Source organism: Microbacterium sp. LMI12-1-1.1, from assembly GCF_040676455.1.
GTDB lineage: Bacteria > Actinomycetota > Actinomycetes > Actinomycetales > Microbacteriaceae > Microbacterium.
In genome coordinates, this window is record NZ_JBEGIA010000016.1 from 728,212 (window position 1) to 751,372 (window position 23,161).

At 71.1% G+C, this 23,161-nt stretch carries 21 protein-coding genes; 2 read left to right on the plus strand and 19 right to left on the minus strand.

Features of this window, described 5'->3' with window-relative positions:
- Positions 1-32: 32 nt before the first annotated feature.
- Together MRBLMI12_RS21325 and MRBLMI12_RS21330 are read right to left on the minus strand one after the other, a co-directional pair.
- Entirely contained in the window at positions 33-749 is a 717-nt protein-coding gene (locus tag MRBLMI12_RS21325) for a head GIN domain-containing protein (protein ID WP_363358172.1), read from the minus strand.
- Positions 750-858: 109 nt separating this feature from the next.
- Complete coding sequence (locus tag MRBLMI12_RS21330) at positions 859-1,755, minus strand: alpha/beta hydrolase (protein WP_363358173.1); 897 nt, start codon at positions 1,753-1,755, stop codon at positions 859-861.
- 210 nt (positions 1,756-1,965) lie between these two features.
- Here MRBLMI12_RS21330 and MRBLMI12_RS21335 point away from each other — a divergent pair, with 210 nt between their 5' ends.
- On the plus strand, positions 1,966-2,169 hold the full coding sequence (locus MRBLMI12_RS21335; RefSeq protein WP_363358174.1) for a hypothetical protein: 204 nt from the start codon (positions 1,966-1,968) through the stop codon (positions 2,167-2,169).
- 98 nt (positions 2,170-2,267) lie between these two features.
- On the opposite strand, the gene MRBLMI12_RS21340 is transcribed toward MRBLMI12_RS21335, so the two are convergent.
- On the minus strand, positions 2,268-4,310 hold the full coding sequence (locus MRBLMI12_RS21340) for a vWA domain-containing protein (protein ID WP_363358175.1): 2,043 nt from the start codon (positions 4,308-4,310) through the stop codon (positions 2,268-2,270).
- 325 nt (positions 4,311-4,635) lie between these two features.
- Entirely contained in the window at positions 4,636-6,027 is a 1,392-nt protein-coding gene (locus tag MRBLMI12_RS21345; RefSeq protein ID WP_363358176.1) for an AAA family ATPase, read from the minus strand.
- Between the two features lie 555 nt (positions 6,028-6,582).
- Here MRBLMI12_RS21345 and MRBLMI12_RS21350 point away from each other — a divergent pair.
- On the plus strand, positions 6,583-7,059 hold the full coding sequence (locus MRBLMI12_RS21350) for an SRPBCC family protein (RefSeq protein WP_363358177.1): 477 nt from the start codon (positions 6,583-6,585) through the stop codon (positions 7,057-7,059).
- A 53-nt stretch (positions 7,060-7,112) separates the two neighbouring features.
- Here MRBLMI12_RS21350 and MRBLMI12_RS21355 read toward each other — a convergent pair whose 3' ends face one another.
- From MRBLMI12_RS21355 to MRBLMI12_RS21425, 15 genes are all read right to left on the minus strand, one after another.
- A complete protein-coding gene (locus MRBLMI12_RS21355; RefSeq protein ID WP_363358178.1) occupies positions 7,113-7,811 on the minus strand; it encodes a potassium channel family protein in 699 nt (232 codons plus the stop codon).
- Positions 7,804-9,180, minus strand: coding sequence for a TrkH family potassium uptake protein (locus MRBLMI12_RS21360; RefSeq protein WP_363358179.1), 1,377 nt, complete (start codon positions 9,178-9,180; stop codon positions 7,804-7,806). Before MRBLMI12_RS21360 ends, MRBLMI12_RS21355 begins: the two co-directional genes overlap by 8 nt.
- 55 nt (positions 9,181-9,235) lie before the next feature.
- Positions 9,236-9,703: a MarR family winged helix-turn-helix transcriptional regulator gene (locus MRBLMI12_RS21365; RefSeq protein WP_363358180.1), complete on the minus strand. Its 468-nt coding sequence runs from the start codon at positions 9,701-9,703 to the stop codon at positions 9,236-9,238.
- Positions 9,704-9,712: 9 nt separating this feature from the next.
- A complete protein-coding gene (locus MRBLMI12_RS21370) occupies positions 9,713-10,783 on the minus strand; it encodes an alkene reductase (RefSeq protein ID WP_363358181.1) in 1,071 nt (356 codons plus the stop codon).
- Positions 10,780-11,715 carry an NADP-dependent oxidoreductase gene (locus MRBLMI12_RS21375; protein WP_363358182.1) on the minus strand — a complete coding sequence of 312 codons (936 nt, stop codon included), beginning with the start codon at positions 11,713-11,715 and terminating at the stop codon, positions 10,780-10,782. Before MRBLMI12_RS21375 ends, MRBLMI12_RS21370 begins: the two co-directional genes overlap by 4 nt.
- A 132-nt stretch (positions 11,716-11,847) precedes the next feature.
- Positions 11,848-13,194 (minus strand): amidohydrolase family protein, encoded by a 1,347-nt coding sequence (locus tag MRBLMI12_RS21380; RefSeq protein ID WP_363358183.1) that lies wholly within the window; start codon positions 13,192-13,194, stop codon positions 11,848-11,850.
- Positions 13,191-14,447, minus strand: coding sequence for an amidase (locus tag MRBLMI12_RS21385; protein WP_363358184.1), 1,257 nt, complete (start codon positions 14,445-14,447; stop codon positions 13,191-13,193). Before MRBLMI12_RS21385 ends, MRBLMI12_RS21380 begins: the two co-directional genes overlap by 4 nt.
- Positions 14,444-15,709: a M24 family metallopeptidase gene (locus MRBLMI12_RS21390; protein WP_363358185.1), complete on the minus strand. Its 1,266-nt coding sequence runs from the start codon at positions 15,707-15,709 to the stop codon at positions 14,444-14,446. Before MRBLMI12_RS21390 ends, MRBLMI12_RS21385 begins: the two co-directional genes overlap by 4 nt.
- A 30-nt stretch (positions 15,710-15,739) precedes the next feature.
- Positions 15,740-16,801, minus strand: coding sequence for a sugar phosphate isomerase/epimerase family protein (locus tag MRBLMI12_RS21395; protein ID WP_363358186.1), 1,062 nt, complete (start codon positions 16,799-16,801; stop codon positions 15,740-15,742).
- A complete protein-coding gene (locus MRBLMI12_RS21400; protein WP_363358187.1) occupies positions 16,798-18,237 on the minus strand; it encodes an FAD-binding oxidoreductase in 1,440 nt (479 codons plus the stop codon). The genes MRBLMI12_RS21395 and MRBLMI12_RS21400 overlap by 4 nt, the downstream gene beginning before the upstream one ends.
- 14 nt (positions 18,238-18,251) lie before the next feature.
- A complete protein-coding gene (locus MRBLMI12_RS21405; protein ID WP_363358188.1) occupies positions 18,252-19,349 on the minus strand; it encodes a sugar phosphate isomerase/epimerase family protein in 1,098 nt (365 codons plus the stop codon).
- A complete protein-coding gene (locus tag MRBLMI12_RS21410; protein WP_363358189.1) occupies positions 19,346-20,215 on the minus strand; it encodes an ATP-binding cassette domain-containing protein in 870 nt (289 codons plus the stop codon). Before MRBLMI12_RS21410 ends, MRBLMI12_RS21405 begins: the two co-directional genes overlap by 4 nt.
- Positions 20,212-21,126, minus strand: coding sequence for an ABC transporter ATP-binding protein (locus MRBLMI12_RS21415; RefSeq protein WP_363358190.1), 915 nt, complete (start codon positions 21,124-21,126; stop codon positions 20,212-20,214). Before MRBLMI12_RS21415 ends, MRBLMI12_RS21410 begins: the two co-directional genes overlap by 4 nt.
- The gene (locus MRBLMI12_RS21420; RefSeq protein ID WP_363358191.1) at positions 21,123-22,085 is read right to left on the minus strand and encodes an ABC transporter permease; all 963 of its coding nucleotides are present in this window, start codon (positions 22,083-22,085) and stop codon (positions 21,123-21,125) included. Before MRBLMI12_RS21420 ends, MRBLMI12_RS21415 begins: the two co-directional genes overlap by 4 nt.
- On the minus strand, positions 22,082-23,107 hold the full coding sequence (locus MRBLMI12_RS21425; RefSeq protein ID WP_363358192.1) for an ABC transporter permease: 1,026 nt from the start codon (positions 23,105-23,107) through the stop codon (positions 22,082-22,084). The genes MRBLMI12_RS21420 and MRBLMI12_RS21425 overlap by 4 nt, the downstream gene beginning before the upstream one ends.
- Positions 23,108-23,161 lie beyond the last annotated feature (54 nt).

A 23,161-nucleotide genomic window follows, 5' to 3' on the forward strand; every position in this document is an offset into this window, starting at 1 on the left:
GAAGTAGGCGACTCTCTCGGCATCGATGGCATTCAGCGACGCACGACGTCTCCCGAACCCGACACACGCACATCGGTACTCGGATCCCCGGAGTACGAGACCTGACCGCTGCCCGAGAGGTCGACGGAGAGACTGACGGTCGCCGAGACGTCGACTTCGCCCGATCCGGAGAGGGTGACGACGGCATCCTCCGCCTCGAGCTGTTCGGCGTCGACGTGGCCGCTGCCCTCGAGGTCGACCGACAGCTCGGCGGCCGAGCCCACCAGGGCGACGTCTCCCGAGCCCGAGAGACGCACCTCGACGCGATCGGCCTCCAGGCCCGACCAGTCGACGTCGCCGGACCCGTCGAGGTCGAGCTGCACGGTGCCGTCCGCCGAGACTGTCGCTTCGACATCGCCTGAGCCGTTCAGCTCCACCAGCTCCAGCCGCGGCACGGTCAGCTCGTACCGCACGTCGCCGAACCCCATCGTGAAGCCGGGTTCGGCGGCCAGCACGAGCGTGTCGCCGTTCACCTCGGACGTGAGACGCTCGATCGCCCCCTCCGGCGCGTGCACCGTGAGCGCCGGCTCTCCCTCCGACACGACGAGATCACCTGATGTGTCGAGGATCACGTGCGACACCTCGCCGATGTCCCGCTCCTCGCTGGTCTGTGGCCCGACGGGGATCATCAGCGAACACCCCGAGAGCGCGAGCACGGAAGCGGCGGTCACGAGAGCGACGCCGAGCGTGCGGTATCCACTTCCTCTCATCGCAGGCACTCCCTTCGTCGGCGGCGGATGATGCCACATAGTCAAGCCATCGCCTCTCGACCATCATGGGCCGAAGGTCCCGCCGGGAACCAGGCCCTCTGCGACGACCTCATCTCAGGTGTTGACGGGCGAAGCCGCCGAACTCGGCGAGGGCGGCGCGCGCGCCAGGGAGCACGGCGTTCCACAGCGGGAAGGCGTGGATCATGCGGGGCAGCACGTGCAGTCGCACATCCGCCTCGGCGAGGGCGGCTGCGCGCACCAGGCGGACGGAGTCGTCGAGGAGGGTCTCGTCGGCTCCGACCTGCACCAGCGTCGGCGGCAGATCGGTCAGAACCGCGAACAGCGGCGAGACCCGCGGGTCATCGCGCGCCACGTCGGGCGGCACGTACGCCGCGGCGAGCTCTTCGAGGTACGGCCGGTGAAGCAACGGGTCGATGGGCTCGTTGTCGTCCACGGAAGCGCCCGATATCGTCAGATCCGTCCACGGCGAAACCAGCCACAGACACGCGGGACCCTCGCGCCCGGTGCGACGCAGCTCCTGCCAGAGAGCGAGGCTGAGTCCTCCGCCGGCGCTGTCCCCACCGACGACGATCCGGTTCGGCGCGACCCCCGTCGCGGTGAGCCAGTCCCACGCCGCGAGCGCGTCGATGAGCGCCGCCGGGAACGGATGCTCCGGCGCAAGCCGGTACTCCAGCGCGAGGGTGCGGACGCCCGCCGCGCGACCCGCCTCGGCAGCCATCGTGCGGTGGCTCGCGATCGACCCGGAGCAGTACCCGCCTCCGTGAAGAAAAAGCAGGACGCGCGTGGTGTCGGCTCCGGGCGCCCGTGACCATTCGGCGCGGACGCCTCCGGCATCCGTCGGATCGAACTCGACGTCGTCGGCCACGGGCCATGCCGTTCCGACCTCGACGATGCGCGCTCGGCGCTCCGCCCACCCCACCGGCCGCGGCTTGGAGCCGAGGAGCGCACGCACTTGCGCGATGCCTCTCTCGTCATTCGTGCTCACGGCGTCAGGATAGCGACGCTCGCACCGTCGATCCCGTCGGCTTATCGCTGGAATGTCCGAAGCCCTCCGTATCGTCGACTCACCGCCGAGAGACGTGCCCCTCTCCGATCAAGGAAGAGGTACGCCCTCATGTGTTCCCGTACCCACGCAGCCACCGGATTCACGGAGTTCTGCTTCCCGTGCATGCACGTCATCGAGAGCCTGCGCCCCGTGAGGCTCGTGCAACGGGACGGCGCCGACTGGATCTTCGCCTGTGGCGACGCCGACCACTTCGAGATGAGCGACTGGGGGTACGCTCACACGTTCCACCTGCTCGACGCTGACCCGAGCCTCTATGCACTCGCGGGGCTCAGACCCGGGGCGCAAGCGCTGCGACTCGCCGCCGGCACACCGTGGCTGAGGGTCGAGCTCTGACTCGCCGCACGGCGAGCGTGTTCTGCGTCATGACGCTATGCGTCATAGGCAGGCGGTCGTCAGCGCCACTCGCGACCCGGGCACGGGGGTCCCGGGGCTCACCACCACCACGACCGCCCGTGCAGCATGTCGCCGAAGTCCTCGGGCGACCCGCGCCCGGTGTGCCGCGAGCCGAGGTAGCTGTCCACGACGGCCCGCCCGAGGTCGTCGAGCTCGGGGGCGACGACCTGCCCACCAGCTCGCCGCGCGAGGGCGTCGATGAATCGGGCGAGACCGGGGTCCTCGCCGAGCCGGAAGAACGTCGTCTGGGCTCCGAGCCGCTGCACGGTGTCGAGCTCGCGTACCGTGACCGCCACCGTGCGGGCATCCGGCGGGTAGGCGAAGTGCACGCGACCATCCGGCCGCAGGTGGGCCGTCGGCTCGCCGTCGGTGACGATGAGCAGCACGGGCTGTGCGGTCGGGTGGCGACGGAAATGCCGCTGGGCCAGCAGCAGCGCGTGCTGCAGATTCGTGCCCTTGTCCCACTCGGCGTCCTTGGCGGTCAGCTGTTCGATGTTGATCACCTCGGCGTGGCGGGCGAACGCGATCAGCTGAAGGCTGTCACCGCGGAATCGCGTCGAGATGAGGTGGTGCAGGGCGAGCGCGGTGCGCTTCATCGGAACCCAGCGGCCGTCCAGCGCCATGGAGAACGACGTGTCGACGAGGAGGGCGACCGCGGCCTGCGTGCGCTGCTCGGTCTCGACGACCTCGACGTCGCGCGTGTCGAGACGCACGCCCGCCGAGGCGTCGGCGCCGTCGAGCACCGTCCGCAGCACCGCGTTCGACACCGTGCGCGGGATGTCCCACGGCTCGGTGTCGCCGAACGCCCACTCCCGCGTCGAACCGGTACGGTCGCCGGCGGCACCGGCATGGCGCGTCTCACGACGGCCGGTGCGACCCGACTGGCGCGTCGCGATGTCGCGCAGGAGCGCCCGCCCCAGCTGGCGCATCGCCCGCGGGGTCAGCCGCAACTGTCCGTCGGACGCGCGCTGCAGCATCCCGGTGTCCCTCAGCTCCTGCTCGAGCTCGCGCAGAGTGCGGGCGCTGACGGCGGCGTCCTCGCCGATCAGGCGCTCGAGCGTGTCGAGATCGATGTCGTCCATGCGCGCGCCCGGGTATGTCTGGCTGAGCTGGTCGGTCAGCGCGTCGAGATCCGAGAGGTCCTGCATGATGCCCGTCGCCTCACCGAGACCGGTCGGCTGATCACCGGAGAAGGATGCCGAGCCCGTCCAGTCCTCGCCGGGCCGGAGCGAGCGCAGATTGTCGTCGAGGCGCGACAGCGACTGCATGAGGTCGGGCGACCCGAACGCCTGGGCGGCCAGGCCCATGAGCTCGTCCCGCTGCTCCGGGGTCATGGAGTTGAGCATCCGCTGCGCCGCCGCAGAACGCTCGGCGATCGTGTCGAGGAGCTCGTCGAGGTTCTGCGGATTCTCCGGGAACTGATCTCCGTGCTTGCGCATGAACTCGTCGAAGTCCTCCTGCGTGTCGTCGCCCAGCCGCCGCTTCTCGAGCAGGTCGTTGAGGTCGTTCAGCATGTCGTGGATCGCCTGGCGGTCGGCATCCGTCGCGTTCTCGAGCGCGTTCTTCATGCCGGCGAATCGCTGGTCCAGGATCTCCCGGCCGAGCAGTTCGCGGATGCGGTCGTAGTCCGCACGTGCGCTCGGGCTCTGCCAGTCGTAGTCGGCGAGCTCGTTGACAGCCGCGGCGGTGCTGGGCGGCAGATTCTCGAGGCGCATCTCGGCGAAGGAACGGGTGTCGTCGTCGAGCTGGACGTCGCGCACAAGGTGCTTGCGCTCCTCAAGAACGGCGCGGTCCAGCAGCCTGCGAACCTCTTCGAGCGTGCCGTCGAGCCGGTGCCGCCCCACCAGCTCGGCCCGGCGCTCGCGCACACGCCGAGCCAGGTCGTCGAGCCCCTCCCGGTTGCGGTCTCCGCGCCGCAGGTACTCGCGCATCGCCCGCTCGGCCGAGGTCCCCGCCATCACGTCCTGCCCGATCGCCTCGAGCGCCGACTGCACCTCGACCGGCGGCGCGAGCGGATCGCCGCCGTTGTACCGTCCGTATCGCGCCGTGTGCGCCGGCGTGCGGTGGAAGGAGCGGGGCATTTACGTGCCTCTGCTCGGGCGCGTCGTTGGTTCGAGGCGTTTCGTCTCGCTCGTACCTCGCTCGAACCGGCACTTCGCCCCCCGGTCGTTGAGCGGAGGGCGCCCTGGCGCCCGCAGACGAAACGCGCCGCGATCGCGGTCCGCGCCGGGTACGAGGCGTTTCGTCTCGCTCGTACCTCGCTCGCTCAACGACCGGCGGGCAAGGAACCGGCACTTCGCCTCCCGGTCGTTGAGCGGAGGGCGCTCTGGCGCCCGCAGACGAAACGCGTCGGGTACGAGGCGTTTCGTCTCGCTCGTACCTCGCTCGCTCAACGACCGGCAGTGCTCATCCATAGACGGTCTCCCCGTCCGCGCTGTCCTTGCCGATGCGCTTCTCGAGGTAGAGCGACTCGAGGAGCAGTTCGAGCGCACCGGCGCGCTCCCCCGGCGTCACGGCCTCGAGTCGCTGGGCCACCTGGTCGTACAGGTCGGACTCGCCGAGCACCGGCATCGCCGCGAGGACGTCGGCCGCTGTCACCTGTTCGCCGGTCATGACGGTCGCGCCGTCGTGGAGGGCATCGGCGAGCACGCGGGCGTCGAGCCCGCGGAGGTGCGCCCGGGCGGTCTCGGCGACCGCGGTGCGCAGCAGATGCTCGAGGATCGCGCGCTCCCGCCCCTCCTCCCCCGTCTCGAACTCGATCTTGCCGCCGAGCACATCGACGGCGGTCTCGAGGTCCACGGGGCGGGCGACGGCGACCTCCTCTCGCTGCCGCGTCGCGCGATGCAGGGCCGCCGCGGCGATCGTCTCGGCACCGGCGATCGCGAACCTCGCCGATACCCCGGCGCGCTGGTCGACGGCATCCGACTCCCGCAGGTTGCGGGTGAATCGCGCGAGCACCTCGAGGAGGTGGGCGGGCACTTCGGCGACCAGGTCGGCCTCCTGGCGGATGACGGCGATCTCCTCGTCGATCGTCTGCGGGTAGTGGGTGCGGATCTCGGCGCCGAAGCGGTCCTGCAGCGGCGTGATGATCCGGCCGCGATTCGTGTAGTCCTCGGGATTCGCGGTGGCGACCACGAGCACGTCGAGGTCGAGGCGCAGCACGTACCCGCGGATCTGGATGTCGCGCTCCTCCATGACGTTGAGCAGCGACACCTGGATGCGCTCGGCGAGGTCGGGCAGCTCGTTGATCGCGACGATGCCGCCGTTGCTGCGCGGCACGAGCCCGTAGTGGATCGTCTCGGGGTCGCCGAGCGAGCGACCCTCCGCCACCTTGATCGGGTCGACGTCGCCGATGAGGTCGGCCACCGACGTGTCGGGGGTGGCGAGCTTCTCGGCGTACCGCTCGCTGCGGTGGCGCCACGCGACGGGAAGGTCATCACCCCGTTCGCCGGCTCGGCGGACGGATGCCGGGGTGATCGGGTGGAACGGATGCTCACCGAGCTCCGACCCCTCGATGACCGGAGACCACTCGTCGAGCAGCCCCACGAGGCTGCGCAGCAGTCGCGTCTTGCCCTGCCCGCGCTCGCCCAGCAGCACGATGTCGTGGCCGGCCAGGAGGGCGCGCTCGAGCTGCGGGATCACGGTCGTGTCGAAGCCGTGGATGCCGGGCCACGGGTCGCGACCGTTCGCGAGTGCGTCGAGGAGGTTCTCGCGCAGTTCGATCCGCACCGGCCGATAGGTGTGACCCGATGCGCGCAACTGCCCGGCCGTCGCGATTCCGGAAGGCGATGGTGTCATGACGAGAGGGTAGGACTGCCCCGGGGGTGCGAGGGCCGGATCGGTGAAATTCCTCGGCGCCCGATGAGCGTTCTCGGCGACGCACGTCGGCTCAGGCCCGCGTCGAAGCACCGGTTCCTTTACCCCCGGTCGTTGAGCGAGCGAGGAACGAGCGAGACGAAACGCGCCGAACCCGGCGCAGACGGCGATCCCGACGCGTTTCGTCTTCGGGCGCCAGAGCGCCCTCCGCTCAACGACCGGGGGTCGAAGCACCGGTCGTTGAGCGAGCGAGGAACGAGCGAGACGAAACGCGCCGAACCCCGGCGCAGACCGCACTCCCCACGCGTTTCGTCTTCGGGCGCCAGAGCGCCCTCCGCTCAACGACCGGGGCGTCGAAGCACCGGTCGTTGAGCGAGCGAGGAACGAGCGAGACGAAACGCGCCGAGTCCGGCGCAGACCGCAGTCCCGACGCGTTTCGTCTTCGGGCGCCAGAGCGCCCTCCGCTCAACGACCGGGGGGGGCGGCCGTCACACGGTCACCGGTACACGGGCGGCCTCCCGGTCGTACCCTGAGCGCATGGGTGTCATCGAGTTCGAGCTGACGCGCACCGTCCCTGCCGGCATCGACGCGGTGTTCGCCCGCCTCGCCGACATCGAGGGGCACAACGAGTGGATGCCTGACAAGGGGAGCATGCTGCGACGCACCACGCAGACCTCGCCCGGTGCCCCGGCCCTAGGCACGACCTATCTCGACGACACGTCGTACGGCCCCACCCCGGGTGAGATCGCGGAGTTCCAGCCGCCGCACACGCTCGTCTACCACTGGTGGGACAAGACGAAGCGGGGCAGGTTCAAGCTGGAGGGCTGGCCGGCGTATCGGCTCGAGGCGACCGATGACGAGACGACGCTCGTGCACCATCACGCGAAGATGCGCACGTACGGCATGTATCGGCTGGCGACCCCCTTCCTGCGGAGGATCGCGATGAAGGAGCGCACCGTCACGCTCGAGGCGCTTGCGGCGTCCTTCGGGCCGGGCGGGCACGCCGTGGGCTGAGGCCGCGGGGCGCGAACTTGCGGTGGCTCTCGCCCGTCAGCGCCCGCTCACGTTCACCGCAGCTGCGCGAAGCCCTCGGCATCCTTCGTCGGGCCCACCACAAGGATGGTGTCGCCGCTCTGCAGCACCGTGGCGTTGTCGGCGTTCGTCCATGACCCGCCTTCATGGTGATAGGCGGCGATCGTGACGCCGTACTTCTTGCGCAGCGCCGTATCGCCCAGCGGGATGCCCTGGATCGTCGACGGGACAGGGGACTTGACCAGCGCGTAGCCGGGCGCGACCTCGATGAAATCCAGCGCCGCGCCGCGCACGAGGTGGGCGACACGGCGCCCCATGTCCTTCTCGGGGTAGATCACGTGGTGCACGCCGAGCTGTTCGAGGATCAGACCGTGGCGGTCGTCGACCGCCTTGGCCCAGATGACCGGTATCTCCATGCTGCGCAGCACGGAGCACGTGAGGATCGATGCCGAGATGTCCCCGCCGATCGCGACGACGACCCGGTCGAACTCGTCGATGGCCAGCTGCTTGAGCACCTCGTACTTCGTCGAATCGGCGCGGACGACCTGGGTCAGCTCGCCGTTCAACGACTGGACGAGATCCTCGTCGAGGTCGATGCCGAGCACTTCCGTGCCCCCGCTGACAAGCTCCAGGGCGAGAGCGCTGCCGAACCGGCCGAGTCCGATGACGGCGACCGAGTCCGCCTCGGCGATGCGACGGGAGGTGTCCCCGCCGAAGAACGGGAATCTAGCCAATGGCGGGCCTCTCCTTCGGAAGCTCGTACAGGATGCGGCGCTCGCGCAGGGCGATGGCCGAGCCGAGGGTCAGCGGGCCCAGCCGCCCGAGGAACATCAGCACCACGAGCACCAGTTGCGCTGCCGGCGACAGGCTCGCCGTGATGCCGGTCGACAGGCCCACGGTAGCGAACGCCGACACCGTCTCGAACATCGCCCGGTCGAGATTCTCACCCGACAGGAGCATGAGGATGACGGCGCCGACGACGACGGCTGCAACGGCGATCAGCACGACCGTGATCGCCTGACGGTGCACCGCGCGCGAAAGCCGCTTGCCGAAGATGTTGACGGCGCCTTCGCCGCGCAGCTCGGTCATCATGATGAAGAACAGCACCGCGAACGTCGTCACCTTGATCCCGCCGGCGGTTCCGGCAGGTCCGCCTCCGATGAACATGAGCACGTCCATCCCGAGCCAGGTCTCGTCGCGCATCGCACCGATGTCGACCGAGTTGAAGCCCGCGGTGCGGGTCTGAACCGACTGGAAGAAGCCCGCAAGGAGGCGCCCCCAAGGATTCATGGAGCCCAGGGTGTCGGGGTTGTTCCACTCGAGGACGGTGATGTACGCGGTTCCCCCGACGAGCAGCACAACCGTGGCCCAGAGCACCAGCTTGGTGTTCATGGACCAGTGCAGGGGCCGGCGGAACTCCTTGCGCAGCTGCAGGAGGACGGGGAACCCCAGTCCGCCCAGGATGATCGCCGCGCAGATCGGCAGGCAGACCACCGGATCCTGGGCGAATCCGATCAGATTGTCGCTGTACAGCGCGAAGCCGGCGTTGTTGAACGCCGAGACGGCGTGGAACAAGCCGTGCCAGGCGGCTTGGCCGACGCCGTACCCGTAGCCGGTGAGGAATCGCACGAAGAGGATGGCGAAGGTGACGGCCTCGATGACGAGGGAGGTCAGCACGATGCCGCGGACCAGCCCTCGCACGTCGTCGAATCCGACCACCTTCGCCTCGGCGGCGGTGTTGAGCCGGGCCCGCACCGAGAGCTTGCGGGCGAGTACCAGCCCGATCAGCGACGCGAAGATCATGATGCCGAGACCGCCGAGCTGGATCAGGCCCAGGATCACCACCTGGCCGAACGGCGTCCAGAACGTGGGCGTATCCACGACGGTGAGGCCGGTGACGCAGACCGCGCTCGTCGCGGTGAAGAGCGCCTCGACGAATGTCGCCCCGCCGGCTCCCGCCTTCGAGATGGGAAGCATCAGCAGCACCGTGCCCACCGCGACGGCGATCCCGAAGCCGGTCACGACGGCCTGGGCCGGATGCAGCCGCAGCCGCCGGCCGGTTCCCCGGCGCAGCGCGCGCTTCAGATCCACCCGCGTGCTCACTCACGCACCTTAGCGTTCGCGGCGGTCGCGTGGCACGGTGCCTGGGTCCGGGGTGTCAGTCGGCGGTCGAGGCGCGGAGGGAACGCGCGAGGGACGTGAGCCGGTCGGCGTCCTCCGGCGCGAGATCCGCCCAGCGGGTCTCGAGGTCCTCCCAGATCCGGCGCACCGGCTCCTGCAGGGCGCGGCCCGCGTCGGTCAGCAGCACCAGGGTCACGCGGCCATCGACGGCTGAGCGCTCCCGGCGGACGAGGCCGGCCTTCTCCAGGCGCTGCACCGACTTGGCGATCGTGGAGTGGTCCAGGCCGAGCAGGCAGCGCAGCTCCTTCTGCGAGCGGCCGTCGACGGTCCAGAGGTGCGCCAGCACGAGCTCCTGCCCGGGGAAGAGTCCGAGCGTGGCGAGGCGCTGTGCGGCCAGGGCGCGTTGGGTGTGAGCGAGCTGCATGACCGCCCAGCTCACGGGCGCGACGTCGGCGAGCACGGACCGGTGCTCGTCGGGGTCGGGCGTCGTGGGCTGGGCGGCCATGGTTCCTCGTCAGGTCGAGATGCTCGCGAGCGCCGGGTAGTCGGTGTAGCCGGCGGCACCTCCACCGTAGAACGTCACGGGGTCGGCGTCGTTGAGCGGCGCACCCGCGCGGATCCGATCGACGAGGTCCGGGTTCGCCAGCGCCCATCGCGCGACCGGCACGACATCGGCGGCGCCGGCGTCGATGTCGTCTGCGACCGACTCGAGGGGTCGGCCCGCGCGCAGGACGAGGAGGGCACCCGGCCACAGCGCACGCAGGTCCCGGAGGAGCGCCTCATCCGACGACTGCACGACGTGCAGGTAGGCGAGGCCGAGCGGGGCCAGCTCACCGACGAGGTGCCGATACTGGTCTGCGGCATCTGGTCCCTCGTCGATGCCTCCGATGAGCAGCCCGGGCGAGATCCGGATGCCGACCCTGTCGGCGCCGATCTCGTCGGCGACGGCGGCGGCGACCTCGATCGCGAAGCGCGAGCGAGCGGGGATCGAGCCGCCGTAGCCGTCGGTGCGCAGGTTGGCGTTGGGCGACAGGAACTGGTGCAGCAGGTACCCGTTGGCCCCGTGGATCTCGACGCCGTCGGCGCCGGCCTCCACCGCCTTGCCGGCTGCGTCGCGGAACTCGGCCACCGTACGGCGGATGTCATCGCTCGTCATCGCGCGCGGCGGCGGCGCCGGCCGTCGCCCGCTGGGCGTGAACATCTCGACGCCGGCCGCGATTGCCGACGGCGCGAGCGGCTGCCGGTGGTGCGGTGTGTTGTCGGGATGCGACATCCGGCCGACGTGCATGAGCTGCAGCACCAGATGACCCCCGCGGGCATGCACGGCGTCGGCGATCGTCCGCCACCCGTCCACGTGCGCGGGCCGGGAGATGCCGGGTGTGTTCAGGTAGCCCTGGCCGTCATCGGACGGCTGCACCCCCTCGGTGATGAGCAGTCCCAGCGAGGCGCGCTGGGCGTAGTACTCGGCGGCAAGCGGGCCCGGCGTGCCGTCGGGAAGCGCTCGACTGCGCGTCATGGGCGCCAGTGCGAGGCGGTGCGGCAGCCGCATCCGGCCGACCGTGAGGGGCTCCCACAGGGCGCTCATGCGTGCGCCCCCGGGATGTCGGCGACCCGCACGAGCAGCTTGCCGCGCAGATGGCCGCGTTCGCTGCGACGATGCGCCTCGGCGACGCCGTCGAAGGGCACCACCGCGGCGATCTCGGTGGCGAACCGCCCGGCCGCCGCGAGGTCGAGCACGGGCGGGAGCGAGCGAGCGTTCAGCGCGAACGGGTCGCCGGCGGCGATCCGGACGCCCTTCGCCGCGGCCGCGAAGTCGACGATCGTGACGATCCGCGACGGATCGACCAGCGCCAGCATCTGCTCGGCGAACCCGCGACCACCGGCGTCGAAGGCGGCATCCACCCCGTCGGGTGCGGCCTGATCGAGGTCGGCGAGCAGGTGTTCGCCATACCGGACCGGGGTCGCGCCCAACGCGCGCAGGTAGTCGTGGTTTGTCTCGGAGGCCGTGCCGATGACCCGCGCGCCTGCGGCGACGAGCAGCTGCACGACGGCGCTTCCGACGGATCCGGCGGCCGCGTTGACCACGACGGTCTCACCCGGCTGCACGTCCAGGAGCGCCAGCGCCCGCTGCGCCGTCTCGGCGGCGGTGGGAAGCGTCGCCGCCTGCGTGAGCGGCAGCGTGTCGGGCACGCGGACGAGCCGATCCGGCGTCGTCACGACGAGCTCGGCATATCCGCCGGAGGGTGCGAATCCGACGACACGCTCCCCCGCCGAAAAGTCCGGCACGCCGTCACCGACTGCCTCGACGACACCGGCGATCTCGTTGCCGAGCACCGCGGGGAAGTCGATGGGGAGCATCGACGCCAGCGCGCCGGCGCGGATCTTCGCATCGAGCGGGTTCACGGCGGCCACAGCGACACGCACGAGAACCTGTCCGGGTCCGGCGGCGGGCGAGTCCACCTCGCCGTATTCGAACACCTCGGGATCTCCGAACCGAGTGATGACCTGAGCTTTCATGACCGTCTCCTTCATTCATGTGGTCGGCAACATGAATGACGATAGCGCGATATATGTGGTCGGCAACCTTTGTTCGACGACAGCGAACAGTGAACCCCCGGCACTCGCGAGGTGGCGGCGCACTTTACGGAATCAGAAGCGGTGGGCGTGCTCCGCTCGCCGCGTGCGACCGAGACCTACCGCCACCTCGCCGCCGAAGTGATCGGCGGCCGTCCCGTGGAACTGCTCCGACACCGCCGCGCTGTAGACGATGCGCCCCCGTGCGATGACGAGCCGGCGCGCGGGCTGGTCGACGACCACGGACTCCGCATCGTGCGCGTCGAGCACCACGAGCTCGGCGGGCGCGCCGACGGCCAGGCCGCGTGCCCGCTCCGATCCCATGACTCCTGCGGCATCCGTGGTCACGGCACGGTGGAGGGCGGCGAAGTCGGCCGGATCCGAGGCGAAGCTCACGCGCCCGAGGAGCAGCGCCATGTCGAGCGGATCCGCGGTCCCCGTCGGGGTGAAGGCGTTGCGGATGTTGTTGGACGACACCGCGGTGCGAACGCCTTGGCGCCACAGCTCGCCGATCGGCGCGACACCACGGCGCACCGACCTCCGATCGTTGCGGCCGACGAGGTAGAGGTCGGTGGCCGGAAGCACCACCACGGCGACGCCGGCGCCGGCCAGAGCATCGAGCGTACGCGCGCGACGGTCGGGCTCGAGCGCACCGAGCGTCGTGACGTGACCGATCGCGACCCTCCCGTGCAGCCCCCGGGCCGCCGAAGCCTGTGCCACGTACTCGGCGAGCGCGAAGCGCTCGTCGGTCGCGTCGTCTGCGAGGTCGAGGTGAAGGTCGGCGAGGGTCCCGAACTCGACCGCGAGGTCGAGCACGGTGTCGACATGCGCCCGCGCGTCCGCCACATCGGCCTCGGTGTACGGGCAGCCGCCGACGACTGTGCCCGGCAGCCGCAGTGCCTCCCGCATGAGCTCGAGGGTCCCGGGGCGGGAACGGATGCCCTCCTGCGGGAACACGGCGATCTGCAGGTCGAGCCAGTCACGGTGCCGCGCGGCGAGGTCGTGCATGACCTCCACGCCGAGGAGGCCGACGGTCGGATCGACCTCGGTCTGCGCCCGGATCGCAGTGGTCCCCGCTCGCAGCGCCGCCGCCAGCACGCGCTCGGCCCGCGCCTCGACATCCGCGTGGGTGAAGTCGCGCTTGCGTTCGGCGGTGTAGGCGATCGCCGCATCCAGCGCCCCGCCGTTGGACGGGCCGCCGAGCAGCGCCTTGTCGAGATGGAGGTGGGGCTCCGAGAACGCCGGCGCGACGACGCGCCCGCCGACGTCCACGATCTCGGCGGACGTCGGGAGCATGCCCTCACCCACCGGCGCGATGCCGGTGATGCGACCGTCCTCCAGCAGGAGGTCGACGAGCCCGTCCGCGTCGCGCACCGACGCGCGCGACAGCACGAGTGCGCCGGTGCGCGCGTCGGCGCTCATGCCGTCGCTGCGGGCACCGCGCTCGACACGCGCACCCCGGTCAGCGCATCGGCGGAGCGCGCGGCCGCCAGCAGCAGCTCGTCGTCGCCCGGGCGGCCGACGAGGCAGACGCCGACCGGAAGCCCGTCGACCTCGGCGAGCGGCAGCGACACGGCGGGCAGACCCGCCAGTCCTGCGATGCACGTCATGGCGATGGTCCGGCCGCGGAGCGATCCCTTCGCCGCGGCATCCAGCTCGATGAGAGGGGCCGGACCGGATGCCGCCGCGAACGCGAGGACCGCACCCTCCGGAAGGATCTCCGCGAGTCGCGCGAGGATCTCGTCGCGCGCCTCGTCGGCGAGATGCATCCCGTCGGTCGGGGCGTTGCGGGCGTCGTTCATGCGCGCGGTGATGCCCGGGCCGAAGGACGGCTCGCGCGCCGTGACCCATTCGCCGTGGGTGCGCCAGATCTCGGGGAGCTGACGCGCCATGAACGCCGCGCGCCAGCGGCCCAGGGTCTCGGGCCCGGCGATGTCGACGACGGTGCGCTCCGCCCCCAGGTGCTCCGCGAGCCGTTCGACGGCCGCAGCGACGGCGTCGGCCGTATCGGGGTCGGCGAGAGCCAGCACGTCCTGCGCGAGCACGATGCGCGGCACCGCGGGCGCGGCCTCGGGCACGGGTGCGGCGCCCAGCAGCACCCGCGACGCACGCTCGAGATCCTCTCCGGTGGCGGCGAGCACCCCCACGGTGTCGAACCGCGGCACGAGCGGCACCAGGCCCGCGGTGGGCACGCGGCCGTGCGTCGTGCGGATGCCGAAGATGCCGCAGTACGAGGCGGGCACGCGGGTCGAGCCGCCGGTGTCGGTCGCCAGGGCGTAGTCGACCAGCCCCGCGGCGACCGCGGCCGCCGAGCCGCTCGACGAGCCGCCGGGGATGCGGTCCGGGTCGTGCGGGTTGCGCGGGGTGCCGTAGTGCACATTGGTGCCCGACAGGCTGAAGGCGAGCTCGTCGCTGTGCGAGATGCCGACCACGCTCGCGCCGGCGTCGACCCAGCGCTGCACCGCGGCCGCGCTGCTCGTCGCGACCTCCGCATCGGCGAGCCAGTCGGGGTTCCCCGCGGCGATGCGCTGGCCGGCGACGTCGAAGAGATCCTTGGTGACGGTGACCGTGCCGGCGAGCGGGCCGGTCGCCGCGCCCGGTGCGAGCATCGCGGGCCCGACGCGCAGGGAGCCGCTGGCCGCGGCCGCCTCGGCCGAAGGGAGGACGGCGCTCATGCGTCGACCACCACGAGACGGTTGGGGATGGCGTTGAGCTCCTCGATGCCGCGGTCGGTCAGCATGACGGTGCCGCCGATGCAGACGCGCTTGCCGTCACGGAGGGCGTTCGGCTCGAAGGCGAACGCGACGCCCTCGCCGATCTCGAAGTCGCCGTCCAGCGCCACACCCGACGGCAGCTTGGGCAGGTGCGCGAGCGCCGGGTCGACGCTCGGGTCGATGCGCGTCGCGGAGTTGTACAGCACACCCGACACCGTCTGCACCATCGGCCCGGTGTTCCACGTCTTCGAGCGCTTGAGCGGCTCGTCCATGATCTCGGCCAGCTCTGCGAAGCGGATGCCGGGACGCAGCGCCGCGATGCCGGCGTGGTACGACTCCAGGCACACGTCCTCGAGCTCGCGCAGCAGGCGGTCCGGCTCGCCGAGGACGACGTCGATCTGCTGCTGCGACTCGAACCCGCCGTAGTACGCGAAGATCTCGGACGCGATGCTGTCGCCCGCCTCGAGGACGTACGGGGCGCCGCCCATGCCGAACCACTCCGGCTGCCCCCAGCCGAAGCGATGCGAGCCGGCGCGCTCCAGGATGAAGGGAGCGCGCATCCATCCGCCGCCCGCGACGATGGCGTTGATGGCCGCGGCCGTGACGACGCTCTCCCGCACGCCGACCCGGGTGGCTTCGACGTAGGCGGCGCAGGCGGCCTCGCCGATGGCGGCGGCCTTGCGGATCATCTCCCGCTCCTCGGCGCTCTTGAACTGCGTGAGCGTCTCGAACGCGTCGGCCACGTCCACCCAGGTGACCTTGGGGAGCGCCCCCAGGACGTTCGTCCACGTGCGGAACGGGATGACGCCGTTCCACTGTCCGACCGCGCGGCTGGTGAGCCCCACGACGCCGATCGTGGCGGCGTCCAGCGACCGCTCCTTGAGCACCGCGGTGAGGTTGGCGATCGGGTTGCCGTGCAGCCAGCTGTCGGTCCAGCGCTCGTAGCGCGCGCCCGCGCCGTCGTAGCGGTTGAGCGGCACGTCGCCGACCAGCATGAGCGGCTCCTCGGTGGGGGTGAAGAGCACCGTCGCGTGCGATTCCTCGTTGGTCAGGTACGAGTCGTTGGCATTGCGCCCCTGGCCGAAGATCACGAGTGCGTCGATGCCCTGCTCGGACAGGAACGCACGCACGTTCGCCCAGCGGCGATCGCGTTCGGCGAGGCTCAGCGTGGGGAAGTAGTCGCTGTCGGCGGCGACGGAGTTGGGGACGATGGTCAGGGTCATGTTCGCTCCTCGGAGATGGTCGGATGCGGCTCAGGCCGCGGTGGATGTCGGGATGCGGGCGGCGAGCGCGGCGCGCAGCGCCGCCGCGCTCTCGGTGATGAAGGCGAGCGCCTCGTCGGAGTCGACGGGAGCGCGCAGGCGATCGAGTCCGGGAGCCGTGCCCGCCCGGGCACGTTCCTCGTAGCGGCCGGTGAGCCCCTCGACGACGGCGAACTCGTCGGCCGTGAGATCGGGATGCCCCGCCCACCAGCGCGGATCGTCGACGTAGAGCGGCATCTCGGCGTTCATCCCGATGACGCCCTCGATCGACAGGTTGGCCGTCGCGCCGCCTCGGTCCAGCTCGCCGAGGAGCGCCTCCCAATCGATGACGCCCCTGCCCACCGGGGCGAGGAAGCGGCCGATGCCGTCGTCGGTGCGGTGGAGGGCGACGTCTCGCACGTGCGTCGAGCGCGTGTAGGGCGCCACGCGGCGCGCCGCGGCCACGGGGTCCTCGCCGCGCACCAGCACGTTCGCGGTGTCGAACGTGATGCCGAAGGCGTCCGGGCCCGCCGTCTCGACCAGGCGCACCACCTCGAACGAGCTGATCTCCTCGTGAGTCTCGATGTTGAGGTGGGCCCCGGTCTCGCGCAGCAGCGGTGCGAGCCGGTCGAGCACCTTGGCCGTCGCGGCGAGCTGATCGGCCCAGTCCACGTCCGTCCGGAACCGGTCGCAGGCGTACAGACCCCGGATGCGGAACTGGTAGTTCGCGGTCGCGGTCCACAGCTCGGTGATGCCCGCCGCGGTCATGGCGCGGATGATCCGCTCCATGCCGAGCAGGTAGTCCCCCTCGCCCAGGCGGCGGATCTCGGGGGCCTCCGGCGTCGCGAACGGGTTGACCTTCGCGACACCGACCTCGAGGTACAGTCCGAGGTCGGCGGCGGCATCCGTCACCTCCGACAGCTCGCCCGCGTCGAGCGTCGGGCTCAGCGCGAACGCCGAGCGGAAGAAAGCGCCTTCGAGTCCGAGGGCGGCGATCTGCTCGAGGGTGCCGATGGCACCGAGATCGGCGGCACCCGGGAACTTGCTGGTGTCGGTGCCGACGCGGCGCATCATGCGAGCTCCCCCGCGGCCGGGCTCAGGTCGACCAGGCCGCGCGAGAAGACGTTCGCCGGATCATAGGCGCGCTTCACCGCCACGAGACGCTCGTACTTGCCGCCGTACACGGCCCTCGCGACTGCCTCATCGCCGGCGACCGAGGTGAAGTTGATGTACGTCCCGGCCTTGTAGGGCGCCAACGCCTCGTCGAACCGCTTTGCCCATGCGACGAGCGGCGCCTTCTCGCCGGGGTACTCCCAGTCCGCCCCGATGTTGGCGCCGAACGGGGCGCCGACGCCGGCCGTCGAGTCGTTCGACGAGTCCCGCGGCGTGCGTCGGCCGGCGATGATCTCGAAGGGGCACATCACCTGGTGGGCGATGTGCGCGCTCGAGTTGAGGGCGCGACCGGTGTAGGCGTCGCTCATCTCGATCACGGTGTCGATCGCGGCGTCCGAGAAGTCCTGCAGGAACAGGTGCTTCCAGTAGTGCGAGATGCCGTAGCGGAACTCGTCGTCTGTCGCGTGCTGCAGCGTCACGTGCGGCATCGTGCGCAGGCTCTCGTAGATCGGCGTGCCGAGCGCGAACATCCCCGCTGTGGCCGCGGGCTCGTCGGCCGGATCGCCGTAGAACACGGTCGCCAGAGACAGGATCGGCTGCCCGCGATGCTCGGCGGGGATCTGCGACCAGTACTCGGGAGCGCGGAGCAGCCGCAGGTAGGTGCCGATGTTGCCGGGCGCGTCGAGACCCCACTCACGGAAATGCCGCATGATGGCGGTGCGGTCGGATGCCGGGAAGAGCGCCTGGCGCACCGTCGCCAGTCCCGGGAGCGGAACCGTGCGGAAGGTGAACCGCGTCGCGATCCCGAAGTTGTGGCCGGCACCCTTGAGCGCCCAGAACAGGTCGGGGTTCTCGTCGGCGTTCGCGGTCAGGATGCGGCCGTCTGCGACGACCACCTCGATCTCGACGACGTGGTCGACGGTAGCGCCGTGCATCCGCGCGAGGTAGCCGAAGCCGCCGCCGAGCGTGAGCCCGGCGACACCGGTGTGCGAGACGACACCGGCGGGAACGGCGAGGTCGTACGGCTGGGCGGCGCGGTCGACGTCGCCCCACCGGCATCCGGCTCCGACCGTCACCGTGCCCGCCTCGAGGTCGAACGCCACCCCGTCCAGCAGCGCCGTGTCGATGAGCACCGCGCCGTCGGAGACCGCGGTGCCGGCGAGGTTGTGGCCGCCGCCGCGCACGGTGAGGGGCACCCCGTTGCCGACGCACCAGCGCAGGGCGTCCGAGACGTCCTGCGCATCGCGGCAGCGCACGATGGCGGCGGGAAGCCGGTCGATGTCGGCGTTCCAGACGCGGCGGAGCAGGTCGTAGTCGGCGTGGTCGGGATAGACGACCTCGCACGATACGGCGCCGGCCAGTTCGGAGAGCGCGGCGGTGGCATGGGTGAGGGTCATGGTGGCTCCTTCGGTCATCGGGTCGGCACGGGGACGGCGGCGGAATGCGCTGCTGCCGCGGGCGTGGCGGGGGTCGTGCGTGCGGCGAGGGTCGCGCGCAGGTGGGCGGCGCAGCGCAGCAGGAACCGCTCGAGCTCGCTGTCGGGCCGGAGCGCCCGCAGCTGCGCGAGCGACTCGGCGTCGCCGGCGGCGACGCGCGCCTCGTAGGCGACAGCCAGCGCATCGAGGCTCTGCAGCGCTTCGTCGGTGAGATCGGGATGCCCCGCCCGCCACGTCGGGTCGGCCACGTGCAGCTTCATCTCGGCGCGGACGACGCCGATCGGCTCGATCGTGAGGTTGATCGACGGGTTCTCCGCGAGGACGAGATCGAGCGCGGCATCCCAGTCGATGACACCCTCCCCGCAGGGGGCGATGAAGCGCGACAGCCCCTCCTCGGTGCGCCAGAGCGCCGCGTCGCGGAGCTGGGTCGTGCGCACGTGGGGCGCGATGCGGGCGATCCCCTCGAGCGGCACCTCGGCGCGCACCGCGAGGTTGGCAGGATCGAGGCACACACCGAGCACGTCCTCGCCGACCGCGTCGATGAGCCGCAGCAGTTCGAACGTCGTGATCTCCTCGTGCGTCTCGAGATTGAGGCGCACACCGGTCTCGCGCAGCACCGGCGCCAGCCGCTGCAGGAATCGCTCCGTCGCCGCCAGCTGATCGGCCCAGTCGGCGTCGGTGCGGAACCGGTCGGTGAAGAAGATGCCGGGGTACGGCTTGTAGCCGCCGACGGCCGTCCAGGTCTCGGTCCAGCCGAACTCGGCGCACGTGCGGATCATCCGCTCCATGCCCGCGAGGTAGCTCCCCTCCCCGAGGTCGCGCACGCGCGGCAGCTCGGCGGTCATGTACGGGTTGACCTTGCCGACCCCCATCTCGACGTAGAGGTCGAGCTCGTCCGCGAGCTGCGCGAAGTCGCGCAGGAACCCCGGATCGAGGGTCGGTGCGATCTCGTCGAGGGTGCGCACGTTGACGCCTTCGAGTCCCATGGCGGCGACGGCGCGCAGAGTCTGGAGGGGGTCGCCCCATCCGCTCCTGCCGTCGGTGAACTTGACGTCGGTTCCCACGCGGGTCATGCGGCGATCTCCTTGTCGGTGTGCGGGGTGAGGGCGGCTGCTGCTCGGCGGCGGTTCTCGCGTCGCTGCCGCTCGGTGGCGGGATCCGCCCGCGGCACGGCCTCCAGCAGCGACCGCGTGTAGGGGTGGGTGGGGTGCTCGTAGACCTGCTCGCGCGTCCCCTGCTCGACGACGCGGCCCTTCTCGAGGATCACGAGGCGGTCGCACAGGTAGCGGACGACGGCGAGGTCGTGCGCGATGAACAGCACGGACAGGCCGAACTCGGCCTGCATGTCCTTGATGAGGTTGAGCACCTGCGCCTGCACCGACACGTCGAGCGCCGAGACGGGCTCGTCGCACACGAGGACGCGGGGCCTCACGACCAGCGCCCGCGCGATCGCGATGCGCTGCCGCTGACCGCCCGAGAAGCTGCGTGGGTACCGCTTGACGTGTGCCGGGTCCAGGCCGACGCGCTCGAGCATCTCGGTGGTGCGGGCGCGGCGGCCGGCGGCGTCGAGGTCGGTGTGCACACGGAGCGGCTCCGACACGATCTGCCCGATCGTCATGCGGGGATCCAGGCTCGAGTACGGGTCCTGGAACACCATCTGCACCTGAGAGCGGAACACGCGCTCGGCGCGATAGGTCATGCGACGCAGGTTGAGGCCGTTGTAGACCAGAGATCCGGCCTGCGGCCGCTCCAGTCCCATCAGACAGCGGACCGTGGTCGACTTGCCCGACCCCGATTCGCCCACCAGCCCCAGCGTCTCCCCCGCGCCCAGGTGGAACGAGACGTGGTCCACGGCGGTGAACTCCCGCGAGCCTCGCCCGAAGCGCTTGACGAGGTCTTCGACCCGCAGGTCGACGCCATCGGTCGTCAGGGTGTTCATCGCCGTGCCTCCTCGAGGGTGGTGTCGCTCACCGGTGCGGGCGGGACGGATGCCGCGGCATCCGCTCGCATCACGTCCTCGACGGTCTGCAGCCTCACGAGCGGATCCGCGTCGACACTCGGAATGGATGCCAGCAGCCCGCGCGTGTAGGCGTGCTCGGGCGCCCGGAACAGGTCGTCGACCGGGCGGTCCTCGACGATGCGGCCGTGACGCATCACCGCGACGCGATGGGCGAGGCCCGCGACGATCGCCAGGTCGTGGGTGATCAGCAGCACAGCGAGGCCGAGTTCGCGGGACTGCTCCTCGAGCAGGTCGAGCACCTGCTCCTGCACGCGCACGTCCAGCGCCGTGGTCGGCTCGTCGGCGATGAGCAGCTGCGGTCCGGCGATCAGCGCCGCCGCCATCACGACCCGCTGGCGCATGCCGCCGGAGAACTCGTGGGGGTACGCGTCGAGGCGCGTGGCCGCGGAGGGCACACCCAGCCGATCGAGCATCTCGACGGCCTGGCGTCGCGCCGCCCGGCGGCCGACGCCCCGGATCACGAGCGGCTCGGCGACCTGGTCGCCGATGGTGAGGACGGGGTTGAGCGCGGTCATGGGGTCCTGGAACACCATGGAGACGGTCGATCCGCGCAGCTGCCGCAGCCGGCGCTCGGGCGCACCCACCACTTCTTGACCGGCCACGCGCACCGAGCCGGACAGCTCGACGGTGGGGTCCAGCCGCAGCACGGCCTTCGCGGTCATGGACTTGCCCGAACCGGACTCGCCGACGAGCGCGACGCGCTCGCCGCGCGCGATCGTCAGGCTGACCCTGTCGACCAGCGTGAGGTCGCCGTGGCCGGAGTCGGTGCGGGTCGCCGCGGGCACGCGCACCGTGAGATCGGTGATCTTCAGGACGGGGGCGTCGGTCATCGCTTCCTCCGCAGGCTCGGGTCGAGACGGACACGAAGGGCATCGCCCAGCAGCCCGAAGGCGATCGCCGCGACGGTGATGGCCAGTCCCGGGAACGTGGTGACCCACCACGCGGTGGTGATGTACTCGCGGCCCTGCGCGACCATGGCTCCCCAGTCGGCGCTGGGCGGGGGCGCGCCGACGCCGAGGAACGCGAGGCCCGCCATGAGGACGACGGCGCCGGAGATCTCCATGCTCGCCTGGACGTAGACCGAATCCATCGAGTTGGGCAGCACGTGGCGGACGAGGGTCGGGATGCGGCGGATGCCGTTCACCCTCGCCGACTCGACGTACGCCGAGTTCATGGACACCCGCAGGATGCCGCGGACCAGGCGGGTCGTACCGGGCCACATCGCGATGACCATGGCCAGCACGACCGAGCCGAGCGACGGGCCGAGAGCGGCGGCGATGCCGAGCGCGAGCACCATCGACGGCAGCGCCATGAACATGTCGCAGATCCGCATGATGGTGGCGTCGACACCGCGGGGCGACAGCACCGCCGCGCAGGCGATGACCACGCCGACGAGCGTGGACAGCGCGACGACGGCGATCGCCGCGAGCAGCGTCATGCCGGCACCGGCGAGCAGCCGCGAGAGCACGTCGCGGCCGGCGTCGTCGGTTCCCATCCAGTGCGCGGCGCTCGGCGGCAGCAGCGCGTCGGACGGCATGGCGAGGTACGGGTCGTAGGGAGCGAGCAGCGGGCCGATGATCGCGACGACCACGAGGGCCGCCGAGACGACGATGGCGATGCGGTCCAGCGCTCCGGCGTGCGTCCCGAACAGACCTCGCAGCCCCTTCGAGATCCCGCCGCCGAGGCCGGCGGGCGTGAGCCACTCCGCCGTGCGAGGCGGGCGAGGACGCGGGTCGTCGGACGAGGTGCTCTCCTCGTCGAGTCCGGGCGGATCGGTGGTCAGCGTCATGCGCGGGCTCCCGTCAGATGCGACGCGCGCACGCGCGGGTCGGTCCAGATCTGCACGACGTCGACGATGAGGCTCGCGACGGTGAAGACGACGCCGATGACCAGGACGCAGCCCAGCACGGCGAAGGTGTCCTGATTGAGGACGGCCTGATTGAGGTAGGTCCCGATGCCGGGCAGCGCGAACACGCTCTCCACGAGCAGGGCGGCGCCCATCATCCAGCCGAACTGCATGCCGAGCAGCGTCAGCGTCGACCCCATGGTCGAGCGCAACCCGTGGTGCAGCACCACGCGGTACGGCCCCGCCCCCTTCGAGACGGCGAACGAGACGTAGTCCGAGTCGAGGGCGCCGATCATGTTCGAGCGCACGTTGCGGGCGATCGTGGACATGAATGGAGCGCTCAGCGCCAGGGCCGGGAGGATCAGGTGCGACAGCGAGTCGGCGAACATCGGCGGGCTGCCGGCGAGCAGCGAGTCGACGAGGGTGAACCCGGTCACGGGAGGCGGCGCCATCCCGAAGGAGTTGGCGCCCGAGATGGGGAACCACCCCAGGGTGGACGCGAAGCCCCACTGGAAGAGGATGGCCAGCCAGAACACGGGCACGCCGCCCGCCAGGACGAACAGGATGCGCGCCGACACGTCGGGGGCGCGGTCGCGGAGCGCGGCCGACACGGCGCCGAGCGGCACGGCGACGATCACGGTCAGGATCATGGTGACCACGACCAGCTGCAGCGTCGTCGGGACGGTCGCCGACAGGTCGCTCACCACGCTCTGGTGGGTCGACGCGGACTGTCCCAGGTCGCCGCGCAGCGCCCGGCCCAGGAACACCAGGTACTGCTCGATCACCGGCAGATCGAGGCCGAGGCGTTCGCGGGCCTGCGCGATCTGCTCGGCGGTGGCGGTGCGTCCTGCGGCGACGCGCGCCGCGTCGCCGGGGATCAGCTTCGTCATGAAGAAGACGATGGTGATGATGCCCCACACGCTCAGGAGCGCGAGCCCCAGCCGCTTGGCGATGTAGCTCGCCATTCGGGCCTCCTCGTTTCGGGTCGGTCAGGGGTGGACGGTGGCCCCGCCGTCGGG